Here is a 13,061-nt window from a genome sequence, read left to right as displayed (position 1 = left end):
GTTCAGATGAGGTACTGGCTCAGGCCGCGCTTGAGGTAGCGCCCGTCGCCCTTGGCGCCGACGTAGGCGTCGTCCTCGACGACGACCCGGCCTCGGCTCATGACCGTGTCGACCTTGCCGTCGATCTCGTAGCCCTCCCACGCGGAGTAGTCCATGTTCATGTGGTGGGTCTTGTCGAGGCCGATCGACGTGTGGCCGTTCGGGTCGTAGACGACGATGTCGGCGTCGGCGCCGGGCTGGATGACGCCCTTGGTGCCGTAGAGGCCGAACATGCGCGCGGGCGTCGTGCTCGTGAGCTCCACCCACCGCTCGAGCGTGATCTCGCCGGTCACGACGCCCTGGTACATGAGGTCCATCCGGTGCTCGATCGAGCCGATGCCGTTCGGGATCTTCCGGAAGTCGCCGAGGCCCAGCTCCTTCTGGTCCTTCATGCAGAACGGGCAGTGGTCGGTCGAGACCATCTGCAGGTCGTTCGTGCGCAGCGCCTGCCACATCGAGTCCTGGTGGCCCTCGGCGCGGCTGCGGAGCGGGGTCGAGCACACCCACTTGGCGCCCTCGAACGCCCCCCACTCGTCGGACTTCGCGCCGAGCTGGTCCTCCAGCGACAGGTAGAGGTACTGCGGGCACGTCTCGCCGTACACGTTCTGGCCGCGGTCGCGGGCCCACGCGAGCTGCTCGACGGCCTGCTTGGCCGACACGTGCACCACGTAGAGCGGTGCGCCGGTCACCTTGGCGAGCATGATCGCGCGGTGGGTCGCCTCCTCCTCCATCTCCCAGGCGCGGGCGATGCCGTGGTAGTACGGGTCGGTCTTGCCCTGGTCGACGAGCTGCTGGGCGAGCACGTCGATCGCCGGGCCGTTCTCGGCGTGCATCATCGTGAGCATGCCCGTGTCGCGCGACACCTGCATGGCCTTCAGGATCTGCGCGTCATCCGAGTAGAAGACGCCCGGGTAGGCCATGAACATCTTGAAGCTCGTCACTCCCTCGTCGGGCAGCCGCTTCATGGCCTCGAGCGACGCCTCGGTCACGTCGCCGACGATCTGGTGGAAGCCGTAGTCGATCGCGCAGTTGCCGGCGGCCTTCTCGTGCCACGCCGCCAGGCCGTCCTCGAGCCGCTGCCCGTAGGTCTGCACCGCGAAGTCGATGATCGACGTCGTGCCGCCGTGCGCGGCCGCGATGGTGCCCGACTCGAACGTGTCGGACGCCTCGGTGCCGCCGAAGGGCAGCTGCATGTGGGTGTGCGCGTCGATGCCGCCGGGGATCACGTACTTGCCCGTGGCGTCGACGACGCGGTCGACGGATGCCGCGACATCCGTGCCCATGAGCTCGCTGCCGGGGTGCAGCACGGCGACGATCTTCTCGCCGTCGACGAGCACGTCGGCCTCGACGCGCCCGGTCGCGCTCACCACGGTGCCGCCGGAGATGAGGGTGGTCGTCATGTCTCGCTCCTTCGCGACTCGTCGTTACGGCTTCGGGATGGACGTGTAGGAGTCGGGCCGGCGGTCGCGGTAGAACTGCCAGGCGTTGCGGACCTGGCGGATCATGTCCATGTCGAGGTCGCGGACCACGACCTCCTCGTCGGTCTCCGAGCCGTAGTCGCCGACGATGTTGCCCTGCGGGTCGACGAACTGGCTCTTGCCGTAGAAGTCCACGGCGAGGTCGCCGTACTCGTTGTCCTCGAGGCCGACGCGGTTCGCGGCGCCGATGAAGTACCCGTTCGCGGCGGCCGCGGCGGGCTGCTCGATCTCCCACAGGCGGTTGGACAGGCCGGGCTTGGTCGCGTTGGGGTTGAAGACGATCTGCGCGCCGTTGAGGCCGAGCTCGCGCCATCCCTCGGGGAAGTGCCGGTCGTAGCAGATGTACACGCCGATCGGGCCGACGGCGGTCTGGAAGACCGGGTAGCCGAGGTTGCCGGGCCGGAAGTAGAACTTCTCCCAGAACTTGTCGAGGTTCGGGATGTGGTGCTTGCGGTACGAGCCGAGGATGGTGCCGTCGGCGTCGACGACGACCGCGGTGTTGTAGTACACCCCGGGCTGCTCCTCCTCGTAGATCGGCAGGACCATGACCATGCCGAGCTCCTTCGCGAGCGCGGCGAAGCGCTGCACGATGGGCCCGTCGGCCGGCTCGGCGTAGTCGTAGTACTTCACGTCCTCGGTGATGCCGAAGTACGGACCGTAGAACAGCTCCTGGAAGCAGATGACCTGGGCGCCCTGCTCCTTCGCCTGCCGGGCGAACTGCTCGTGCTTGTCGAGCATCGAGTCCTTGTCGCCCGTCCAGGTCGTCTGGGTGATGGCTGCTCGAACGATCGTCATGGTGCCTCCTGAGTCGGTCGGCGTCGTTGCCGCCCGCTGGACAGGCGTGGAGCTCAGTGCCTGTCGCGCGTGCCGCGACGTCGAGGTGTGATGCCGAACACCGACGCCGGCTGGGGACCGGCGACGTGCGAACCGGGCCTGCGACCCGTTCTGTTATTCTTCGGCGTGAACATTTCCCTTGTGTTTCCGTTTGTGACGCGGTGGTTAAACATCCTGTCCCCAAGTGCGTGAGGAGGCAATGGTGCGATCAGGTTCTCGTATGGACGTCTCCGAGCTGACCGCGCTCGCGCCCTTCGCCGACAGCACCCCTCGCGGCATCGCCGCCGACCTCGCGAGGCTCGTCAACGGCGGCGAGCTCGAGGCGGGCGTCCGCCTGCCCACGGTGCGCGAACTCGCCTCCGCACTGGGCGTCAGCCCGGCCACCGTCAGCCAGGCATGGCAGGCGCTCGCCCGCGCGGGCCTTATCGAATCGCGCGGCCGCGCCGGCAGCTTCGTCCGGCGGGGCGCCGTCGACGGCCCCGCCACGCGGATGCGCCGGATGGCCGCACCGAACGACCCCGTGCGACTCGACCTCTCCCGCGGCACGCCCGATCCCCTCCTGCTGCCGCCGCTCGGGCCCGCGATCTCGCGCATCTCCGCCCGCGCCGACGTCGGCAGCTACCAGGACGAGCCCGTCCTGCCCGCCCTCGCCGCGGTGCTCCGCGACTCCTGGCCGAGCGACGCCGAGGCGATCACGGTCGTCGACGGGGCGCTCGACGCGATCTCGCGCACACTCGACCAGGTCGTGCGGTTCGGCGACCGGGTCGTCGTCGAGCATCCCGGCTTCCCGCCCTTCCTCGACCTGCTCGACCTGCTCGGCGCCGAGGCGATCCCCGTCGCCGTCGACCAGCACGGGATGTCGCCCGAGGGGCTCGCCGCGGCGCTGCGTCGACGCCCGTCCGCCGTGCTGCTCCAGCCGCGCGCGCAGAACCCCACCGGGGCGTCGATGACGCCGGCGCGCGTCGAGGAGCTCGCGCGCGTCATCCGCTCGGCCGCCGACGACCACGGCGCCGACGTCGTCGTGATCGAGGACGACCACTCCGGCCTCATCTCGACCGAGGGCGACATGACCCTCGGCACGCACCTGCCCGATCGCGTCGTGCACGTGCGCAGCTTCGCCAAGTCGCACGGCCCCGACCTGCGCATCGCCGCCGTCGGCGGTCCGCGCGACCTCGTCGACCGCATCATGGCCCGCCGCATGCTCGGCCCAGGCTGGACCTCGCGGCTGCTCCAGTCGATCCTGCTCGACCTGCTGACCGACGGCACCGCGATCGACGCCGTCGCCGAGGCCCGGCGCGCGTACTACACGCGCCAGCGTGCGCTGGGCGACGCGCTCCGCGCGCGGGGCGTGCCCGTCGCGCACGCCGATGGGATCAATCTGTGGATGCCGGTGCTCTCGGAGCGGTCGACGCTCGTGCAGCTCGCCGCCGCCGGCATCCGGGTCGCCGGCGGGACGCCGTTCCTCGCCGCGGCGAACGGGTCGTCGGTCGCGGGCGCGCTGCGGGGCTCGGAGGGCGAGTTCGTGCGGGTCACCGTGGGCGCGGTGCGCGAGGACGCGGCATCCGTCGCCGACGCGCTCGCGAATGCGGCCCGCCACCTCGTCGCCGGCGGCTACTGAGCCGGCCCGGCCGCCCGGGCTTCCCACCCCGTGCGCCCCACCCGCGCCACCCGACTGCGCGTCGGTGCCTCGACGGGAGGTTTGCGCGTATGAGGCACCTCCCGAAACGCCCTCAGGCGCGGAAACCTCCCGTCGACTAGCGCGCGGCCGGGGCGCGGCGGCGCGGGCGACGGGCGCGCCGCGACGGGTCAGGCGCGGGCGGCGCTCGGCGCCTTCGCGTAGTGGTCGGGGGTCATCGTGAGCTCGGCCTGTCCGGCCGTGATCGAGCGCAGGTCGAGCACGTAGCGCGCGAGCTCCGCCTCGGGCACGTGCGCGACCACGCGGGCGCGTCCGTCGTCGGCCGACTCGGTCGCGTGCACCCGGCCGCGCCGTCCCGAGAGGTCGGTGAGCACCGCGCCCTGCAGGTCGGGCGGCACGGTCACGGTGACGGATGACACGGGTTCGAGCAGCACCGTACCCGCCTCGGCGAGCGCCGCCTTCACCCCGATGGATGCCGCGGTGCGGAACGCCATCTCGGACGAGTCGACCGAGTGCGACTTGCCGTCGTACAGCTCGACCCGCACGTCGACCACCGGATGCCCCTGCGGCCCGCCCGCCGACAGCGCGTCGCGCGCGCCCTTCTCGACCGCGCCGATGTACTGGCGCGGCACCGCGCCGCCGGTGACCGAGTCGACGAACTCGAACCCGTCGCCGGGCGGCAGCGGGGAGACCCGCAGCTGCACCACCGCGAACTGGCCGTGCCCGCCCGACTGCTTCTTGAGCTTGCCCTCGACCTGCGCCGACCCGGCGATCGTCTCGCGGTAGGCGACGGGCGCGGGTCCCGTGTTCACGTGCACGCCGAACACCCGTGCGAGCCGTTCGACCGCCACCGCCAGGTGGGTGTCGCCGAGCCCGCGCAGCACCGTGTGGTCGCCCGAGCGGTCGATCACGAGCGTCGGATCCTCGGCGACGAGCCGGCTGAGCGCGCCCGACATCTTCTCGTCGTCGGACTGCGACGCGGGCTCGAGGCTGACCGCGTACACCGGCGGCCGTTCCGGCAGCGCGGCCGGGCGGGCCGTGCCGCTCGAGCGCGCCCACAGCAGCGACCCCGACGGCGAGCCGGTGAGCTTGGCGACCGCGCCGACCTCCCCGGCCGAGAGCGTCCCGGCGGTGAGGTGCTCGGAACCGCGGAGGCGGAACAGCCCGTGGATGCGCTCCTCGGCGCCCGTCGTCGCGTTGCGCAGCTTGTCCCCGGTGCGGAGCGTGCCCGAGAGCACCTTCAGCATCGACACCTGGCCGACGAACGGGTCGGCGACGGTGCGGAACACGTGCACGACCGTCTCACCCGACGGGTTCGGGGCGACCGCGACTTCGGCGCCGCCGCTGCCCTCCCCGACGCGGATGCGCCCGTCGCGATCGGTGGCGGCGGGCGTGAGTTCGCAGACGAGGTCCGCGACGCGGTCGACCCCGGCCTCGGTCACCCCCGAGCAGACCAGGACCGGCACCGCCTCGCCCGCGGCGACCTCCCGGGCGAACGTCCGCTCGAGGTCGGCGACGGACGGCTCGTTCCCCTCGAGGTACGCCTCGAGCTGGGCGTCGTCGTGCGACACGATGTCCTCGGTCACCTCGACGTGCATCCGGTGCTCCTCCTCCTGCGCCTCCGGAGGCAGGGCCTCGTCGTGGTGGTGGCCGGTGTCGTCGTACACGTGGGCCTGCTCGCTCAGCACGTCGGCCACCGCCCGGAACGAGGCCTCCTCGCCGAGCGGCAGCTCGAGCGCCCACAGGTGCTCGCCGAAGGCGTCGCGCAGTTCCGCGAGCACCGTGCGGAAGTCGGCGCGCGCCTTGTCCTCCTGGGTGACGACGACCAGCCGCGGCACTCCGGCCGCCTCGGCCGCCGACCAGACCGCTCGCGTGCCCGCGGTGACGCCGTCGACCGCGCTCACGACCACGAGCGCGGCATCCGCGACGGCCAGCGCCGCGTCGACCCCGCCGGCGAAGTCGGGGTGGCCGGGAGTGTCGGCGAGGGTGAGCGCGTAGGCCGTGCCGTCCGGCCCGGTCCAGTCGAGGTGGGCGAGCGAGAGCCCGAGGCTCGTGTGCCGGGCGATCTCCTCGGGCTCGTGGTCGCTGACGGTGCTGCCGTTCTCGACGCTGCCCGCCCTCGGGATGGCGCCGGCGCGATGCAGCAGCGCCTCGGTCAGGGTGGTCTTGCCCGATCCGGCCCCGCCCACGAGGGCGATGGTCCGGTGGGTCGGAGTCGATGCGTCGTTCATGGGGCCTCCCGCGCCGGTGCGGTTCCGTGGGTCCATCGTGTCGCGGACGGGCGGGAAGCGGAAGGGGTCGGAGGTCCCGGATGCCCGGGCTACCCCGCCGCGGCGCGGCGCTCGGCGACGATCGCGCGCGTCTCGGGCGCGACGCGCGCGGCGACGTCGGCGATGAACGCCTCGTCGTCGCCCGTGACGAGGAAGGTGTCGACGCCGTGCCGGGTCGCGAGGTCGGCGAGCAGGTCGGGCCGCGCCTCGCGCGGGCCGACGTTCAGCAGGCGTCGGATGCCGCGGGGGTCCCGCCCCGCCGCCGTGGCCGCGGCATCGATCACGGCGTGCCCGGCGTCGAGCGAGTCGGCGCCGCGCTCGAGGCGCCCGAGCGAGGGGAGCCAGCCGTCGGCCGATCGCCCCACGAGCCGGAGGCCCTTGGGCTTCAGCACGCCGAGCCAGATCGGCAGCAGGCGCTGCGCGGGCGCCGGGCCGCGCTTGGCGCCGCGCACCGGATGGAACCGGTGGTCGAGGAACACCCCGCCGGCGGCATCCGCGTCCTGGAGCTCGCGGATCACGGCGATCGCCTCGGCGAGCGCGTCGCCGGCCTCGGCGGGCGTGCGCGCGGGCGCCCCCATGGCCTCCGCCGCCTGCGAGAACCCGCCGGCGCCGAGCGCGAGCACGACGCGGCCGTCCGTGAGCAGGTCGAGGGATGCCGCGGCGCGCGCGAGGACGGCGGGCGGGCGCAGCAGCATGTTGTGCACGTTCGCGGAGATGCGGATGCGGCTGGTGCGGGCGCCGACCCAGCTCATGAGCGTCCACGTGTCGAGGAATCGCGGCTGGTACGGGTGGTCCTGGAAGGTCGCGTACTCGAATCCCGCCTCCTCGCTCGCGACCGCGAGCGCGACGGTGCGGCGGTGGTCGAGGGCGGACGGGGTGATGAAGGTGCCGAACTCGATGGGGCGTCGGTAGTCGGGCATGCCGCCAACCTACGCCCGTCGGTGGCAGACTCGCCCCATGACGGCCGCAACGACACCGTCCACCGATCGCGACGACGCCTCGGCCCGGGGGCGCCTGCGAAGACTCGGGCGCATGGCCGCCCGGGTGCCGTTCACGATCGCCCTCGCTGCGGCGCTCGTCGTGGTCGGCGTCGTCTCGGGCGGCTTCGCCGCGCCGGCCACGGATGCCGCGTGGTACGACGCCGTCGCCTACGGGGTGCCGTCGTTCGAGGCCGGTCGCTGGTGGACCGTCGCGACGGGCACCTTCGTCGTGAACGAGCCGTGGGGGTACCTGCTGCTCGCGGCGATCGTGCCGGCCGGCGTCGGCTGGCTCGAGGCGCGCCGCGGCACGCGGGTCGCGGCGGCCGGGTTCGCGGTCGGCCAGGCGGGCGCGGTGCTGGGCACGGCGCTCGTGGTCGTGGTGCTCGCCGCGCTCGGCTCGCCGTGGGCGCGGGGCCTCGCCGAGCAGCTCGACGCCGGACCCTCCGGGGGCGTGCTGGCCTGCGCGACGCTCGCGGCGTTCTCGCTCGCCGCGCCCTGGCGCGGCCGGGTCGTCGTCGCACTCGTCGCGTTCAGCGCGGTGAGCGTGCTGTTCCTCGGGACGCTGGCCGACGTCGAGCACGCCGTGGCGGTCGTCGGCGTGCTCGCGCTGCACGTGCGATCGTTCACGCGTCCCACGCTCCGCGAGCAGCGGTTCATCGCCTGGACGGCGCTGCTGGCGATCGGCGCGGCCCAGCTGGTGCTCGCGCTCGTGCCGACGTCGGGGCCGTTCGGCGCGAGCGACCCCGGCGGGGTGCAGGTCGTCGACGTCGCGATCGACGCGGCCGTGGTGCTGCTGCTCGCCAACGGCCTGCGCCGTGGCTTCCGCGTGGCGTGGATCGCCACGCTGGTGCTCGCGGGGTTCAACCTCGCGATCGGCGCCCTGGCCCTCGCGCTGCTCACGCTCGGCCGGGCCGACGCCCCGGACGAGATCGAGGCGATCGCCGACGCGCTCACGCTCGCCACCGCGACGGCCGTGCTGTGGCTGCTCCTGGTCGCCTGGCTCGTCGCGACGCGGCACGCGTACCGCGCGCGACTGAGACGGCGGCTCCCCGGCGCGCGCGACGCGCAGCGCCCCGGCGCCCTCGCCGACTCGGCGCGGCAGACGATCCGCGAGGTCGGCGGCGGTCCGCTGTCGTGGATGGCGACCTGGCCCGACAACCGCATCCTGATCGGGTCGGAGCCCGGCGCGCTGGTGGCGTACCAGACCCACCAGGGCGTTGCGATCGCGCTGTCCGACCCGATCGCGCCGCCCGGCGGCATGCGACGGGCGCTGGCCGACTTCGTCGACGAGGTCGAGCGCGCGGGCTTCGTCGCCTGCGTCTTCGGGGCCACCGACCGGGCGAAGGAGGCCATGCCCGACGGATGGCGCGCGGTGCAGATCGCCGAGGACACCATCGTCGACCTGCCAGGGCTCGCGTTCACGGGCAAGCCGTGGTCCGCCGCCCGGCAGGCGCTGAACCGTGCGGACCGCGAGGGGGTGACGTTCCGGTTCGGCACGCTCGCCGACGAGCCGTTCCGCATCCGGGCGCAGGTCGACGCCATCTCGGCGCGGTGGGTGGGCGGCAAGGACCTGCCCGAGATGCGGTTCACGCTCGGCACCGTCGACGAGGCGCTCGACCCGGCGGTGCGGATGGCGTTCGCCGAGCACGACGGCACCGTCGAGGGCTTCCTCAGCTGGCTGCCGGTGTACCGGGAGGGCGGCGAGGTCGACGGCTGGACGCTGGACCTCATGCGCCGGCGCGACGGCGGGTTCGGGCCCGTCATGGAGTTCCTCATCGCCGCATCGGCCGCCGCGTTCCGCGACGAGGGCGCCCGCTTCCTCTCGCTGTCCGGCGCGCCGCTCGCGCGCTCCACGCCGGCGGCGCCCGACGAGCTGAGCCCGGTCGACGCGCTCCTCGATCGGCTCGGCGGCATGCTCGAGCCCGCCTACGGGTTCCGGTCGCTGCACCGGTTCAAGCAGAAGTTCAACCCGCGCCCCGAACCGCTGCACCTGCTCTACCGCGACGGCGGCGACCTGGCGCGGATCGGCCTGGGGCTGACGCGCGCCTACCTGCCCGACGCCTCCGTCGCCGCCCTCGTGCGCGCCGGCGTGCAGCTGACCCGCTGAGCCGCCGACCCGTCACCGCCCCGATCCGCCGCCCTCGCGCGGGTCCGCCCGGCCCGCCGCCGCGAAGTGCCGGTCGAACCAGTCGCGAGCGAGGATGGCGACCTCGGCGAGCGCGCCCTCCTCCTCGAACAGGTGCGTCGCGCCGGGGACGATCGCGAGCTCGGACGGAGCGGTGAGCCGCTGCTGCGCCCACCGGTTCAGCTCCAGCACCTGGCGGTCGTCTCCCCCGACGATGAGCAGCGTCGGGGCCCGCACGGCGGCGAGCCGCTCGCCGGCGAGGTCGGGGCGCCCGCCGCGCGAGACGACGGCGGCGATGCCCGAGCCCGGCTCGGCGGCCGCCCAGAGCGCCGCGCCGCCGCCCGTACTCGCGCCGAAGTACCCGATCGGGAGGTGGGCCGCCTCCGGGCGGGCGCGCAGCCATGCCGCCGCCGATCCCAGGCGCGACGCGAGCATCGGGATGTCGAAGACGTTCGCCCGGTCGCGCTCCTCGTGCGGCGTCAGCAGGTCGAGCAGCAGGGTGCCGAGGCCGGCATGCTGCAGCGCCCCGGCGACGAGGCGGTTCCGCGGGCTGTGCCGGCTGCTGCCGCTGCCGTGCGCGAACACGACGAAGCCGACCGGCCGGTCGGGCACCCGCAGGTCGGCCGCGAGCTCGATCCGGTCGTGCGGCACGGCGACCTCCGAGGCGCGGACGGATGCCGCCGCGCGCCACGTCGCGCCCCGCATCCGACGTCGCGCGGCGTCGAGCAGCAGCACGACCTCCTCGTCGCCGGTCGGCGAGAAGTCCTCGTACGCCTGGCCGACCGCGTGGAACCACTCGGGCACGGTGGCGCACACGACCTCGTCGGCCGACGGCACCCGCCGCGCGGCATCCGTCGGCCCGACCGGCACCGCGAGCACGACGCGACGGGCGCCGAGCGTGCGGGCGACCTCGCAGGCGACCTCGGCCGTCGAACCGGTCGCGATGCCGTCGTCGACGACGATCGCGGTGAGGCCCTGGAGCGACTGCGGCGGCGCACCGCGGCGGAGCAGCCGCACGCGACGCTCGAGCGTCGCGCGCTCACGACGCTCGACCTCGGACAGCTGCCGGATCGAGACGCGTGCGCGCTCGAGCAGGTCGGCGTCGACGAGGCGGGCGCCGCCCTCGCCGATCGCCCCCATCGCGACCTCCGGCTGGGACGGCAGGCCGAGCTTGCGGACCACGATCACGTCGAGCGGCAGCCCGAGCCCCTCGGCGACCACGGCCGCGACCGGCACCCCGCCGCGCGGCAGTCCGAGCACCACGGCGTCCTCGCCGCGATACCGATCCAGGCGGCCCAGCAGGTGCGCCGCTCCATCGACTCGATCGCGGAACACGCCTCCAGCGTGCGACGACGGATGCCGCGCGGCGAGGGTCGGAGGTCCCGGGATCGGCGCCGGACCCGGCGAAGGCTGGAAGCGAGGCACGGCACGGGGCGGGGGCGGGCGATGGACGGGTGGATCACCGCGGGCGACGGTCGGCTGCGGCCCGCCGCGCTGCCCGACCCTCGGGCGGTCGGTGACGACCTCGTGGTCGAAGTCGACGCCTGCGGCGTGTGCCGCACCGACCTGCACGTGATCGACGGCGAACTGTCCCCGCACCGCTCCCCGGTCGTGCCCGGCCACCAGGTCGTCGGGCGGGTCGTCGCGACCGGTCCCGACGTTCGCCGCACCGCGGTCGGCGACCTCGTCGGCATCGCCTGGCTCCGCTCCACGTGCGGCACGTGCCGGTGGTGCCGCAGCGGCCGCGAGAACCTCTGCCCCGATGCGACCTTCACCGGGTGGGACGCCGACGGCGGCTACGCCGACCTCGCCACCGTGCCCGAGGCGTTCGCGTACGCCCTCCCCGACGACGCCGACCCGCTCGCGATCGCACCGCTGCTGTGCGCCGGGATCATCGGCTACCGCGCGCTGCGCCGGGCGAACCTCCCCCCGGGCGGGCACCTCGGCATCTACGGCTTCGGCTCGAGTGCGCACCTGACCGCCCGGCTGGCATCGGCCGCAGGCGCGACGATCTCGGCGATGACGAGGGGCGAGGCGAACCGGGCGCTCGCCCGCGAACTGGGTGCGGACTTCGTCGGCGGGGAACGCGATCGCCCGCCCCGCCCGCTCGACGCGGCGATCGTGTTCGCGCCCGCCGGCGACCTGCTCCCGGTCGCGCTCGAGGCGACCGCGCGCGGCGGCACCGTCGTCTCGGCCGGCATCCACATGTCCGACATCCCGGCGATGACCTACGCCGACCACCTGTTCCTCGAGCGCGACCTGCGCACCGTGACCGCGAACACCCGCGCCGACGGCGACGAGTTCCTGCGGCTCGCGCTGCAGCTGGGCATCGCGCCGACCGCGACCGCGTACCCGTTCACCCGGGCGGACGAGGCGACCGGCGACCTGCGATCGGGGCGCGCCTCCGGATCCCTCGTTCTCGTGCGCGACGCCTAGGTCCTGCGGGCCCGAGTCGACGCCGGGGGCCGGGCGGCGCGCGGAACCCGGCGGCGCTACCGTGGTCCGGTGGACATCACGGTGCTCGCCGGCGGGGTCGGAGGCGCGCGGTTCGTGCGCGGGCTGCGGGAGGAGTGCGCCCGCAGGTGGCCCGCCGAGCCCGGCACGGCACCGGCCGCGGACGGCACGCCGGCGACATCCGCACGCATCACCGTCGTCGTGAACACGGGCGACGACCTCTGGCTGGCGGGCGTGCGCCTCATGCCCGACTTCGACTCGCTGCTGTACGCGCTGGCGGGCGTGAACGACGCCGAGCGCGGCTGGGGCCGGGCGGGCGAGAGCGAGCGCGTCGCGGGCGAGCTGCGCGAGTGGGGCGTCGGCTGGCCGTGGTTCACGCTCGGCGACCTCGACCTCGGCACCCACCTCGCGCGCACCGCGTGGCTGCGCGAGGGCCTCACGCCCTCGCAGGTCGGCGAGCGGCTCCAGGCGCGCTGGCCGCTCGGCGTGCGGCTGCTCCCGGCCACCGACGCGGAGGTCGACACGCACGTGCTCGTCGACCCGTCGCTCCCCCAGGTCGACGGCCGCGACCGCCTGCACTTCCAGGAGTGGTGGACCCGGCACCGCGCCGCGATCCCCTCCCTCGGCTTCGTGCAGGACGGCATCGATGCGGCCCGCCCCGCCCCGGGCGTCGAGGCGGCGATCGCCGGCGCCGACATCGTGCTGCTCGCCCCGTCGAACCCGGTCGTCTCGATCGGCACGATCCTCTCGATCCCCGGCATCCGCGAAGCGCTCGCCGCGACCGGCGCCCCCGTCGTCGGGATCTCCCCGATCATCGGCGGCCGGGTGGTGCGCGGCATGGCCGACGCGTGCCTCGCGGCGATCGGGGTCGAGACGGATGCCGCGGCCGTCGCCCGCCACTACGGCGCGCGACGCGCCGCCGACGTCGACCCGGCCGCGACGGGCCTGCTCGACGGGTGGCTCGTCGACGAGGCGGACGCCGCCGCGGTGCCCGCGCTCGAGGCGGACGGGATCGCGGCGGCATCCGTGCCCCTCTGGATGCGCGACCTCGACACGTCGGCCGCGCTCGCCGGGGACGCCCTCGACCTGGCGCTCCGTTCGACGGCAGCGGGATGACGGGACGCCGGACCGTACCGGGCCGGCTCCCGCGAGCCGCCGACTGGTCGTACACTGGCGGGATCGCCGGTCGGGCTTGACCGGTGGAGTCGGCCCGGGATTGGGCCGTGTGCCGCTCGACGTCTGTCG

General features: G+C 74.4%; 9 protein-coding genes. 4 read left to right on the top strand and 5 right to left on the bottom strand.

Features of this window, described 5'->3' with window-relative positions; translation table 11 throughout:
* Positions 1-2: 2 nt before the first annotated feature.
* Together hydA and ACUY4T_RS06830 are read right to left on the bottom strand one after the other, a co-directional pair.
* Complete coding sequence (hydA, locus tag ACUY4T_RS06835; protein WP_446018173.1) at positions 3-1,439, bottom strand: dihydropyrimidinase; 1,437 nt, start codon at positions 1,437-1,439, stop codon at positions 3-5.
* Between the two features lie 24 nt (positions 1,440-1,463).
* Positions 1,464-2,312, bottom strand: a complete 849-nt coding sequence (locus tag ACUY4T_RS06830; protein WP_446018171.1) for a nitrilase-related carbon-nitrogen hydrolase — start codon at positions 2,310-2,312, stop codon at positions 1,464-1,466.
* Positions 2,313-2,571: 259 nt separating this feature from the next.
* Here ACUY4T_RS06830 and ACUY4T_RS06825 point away from each other — a divergent pair, with 259 nt between their 5' ends.
* A complete protein-coding gene (locus ACUY4T_RS06825) occupies positions 2,572-3,969 on the top strand; it encodes an aminotransferase class I/II-fold pyridoxal phosphate-dependent enzyme (protein WP_446018170.1) in 1,398 nt (465 codons plus the stop codon).
* 188 nt (positions 3,970-4,157) lie between these two features.
* Here ACUY4T_RS06825 and ACUY4T_RS06820 read toward each other — a convergent pair whose 3' ends face one another.
* Positions 4,158-6,218 (bottom strand): elongation factor G, encoded by a 2,061-nt coding sequence (locus tag ACUY4T_RS06820; RefSeq protein ID WP_446018169.1) that lies wholly within the window; start codon positions 6,216-6,218, stop codon positions 4,158-4,160.
* Between the two features lie 89 nt (positions 6,219-6,307).
* The gene (locus tag ACUY4T_RS06815; RefSeq protein ID WP_446018168.1) at positions 6,308-7,177 is read right to left on the bottom strand and encodes an LLM class flavin-dependent oxidoreductase; all 870 of its coding nucleotides are present in this window, start codon (positions 7,175-7,177) and stop codon (positions 6,308-6,310) included.
* A gap of 112 nt (positions 7,178-7,289) precedes the next feature.
* Here ACUY4T_RS06815 and ACUY4T_RS06810 point away from each other — a divergent pair, with 112 nt between their 5' ends.
* Positions 7,290-9,344, top strand: a complete 2,055-nt coding sequence (locus tag ACUY4T_RS06810) for an MprF family protein (protein WP_446018167.1) — start codon at positions 7,290-7,292, stop codon at positions 9,342-9,344.
* A 12-nt stretch (positions 9,345-9,356) separates the two neighbouring features.
* On the opposite strand, the gene ACUY4T_RS06805 is transcribed toward ACUY4T_RS06810, so the two are convergent.
* A complete protein-coding gene (locus ACUY4T_RS06805) occupies positions 9,357-10,697 on the bottom strand; it encodes a phosphoribosyltransferase family protein (RefSeq protein WP_446018166.1) in 1,341 nt (446 codons plus the stop codon).
* Between the two features lie 111 nt (positions 10,698-10,808).
* Between ACUY4T_RS06805 and ACUY4T_RS06800 the strand changes: the two genes are divergently transcribed.
* Positions 10,809-11,798, top strand: coding sequence for a zinc-dependent alcohol dehydrogenase family protein (locus tag ACUY4T_RS06800; RefSeq protein ID WP_446018165.1), 990 nt, complete (start codon positions 10,809-10,811; stop codon positions 11,796-11,798).
* Positions 11,799-11,867: 69 nt separating this feature from the next.
* A complete protein-coding gene (gene cofD, locus ACUY4T_RS06795; RefSeq protein WP_446018164.1) occupies positions 11,868-12,932 on the top strand; it encodes a 2-phospho-L-lactate transferase in 1,065 nt (354 codons plus the stop codon).
* Positions 12,933-13,061: the final 129 nt, after the last annotated feature.

Source organism: Agromyces arachidis, assembly GCF_052805135.1.
This window is presented reverse-complemented; position numbering and strand designations above follow the sequence as displayed.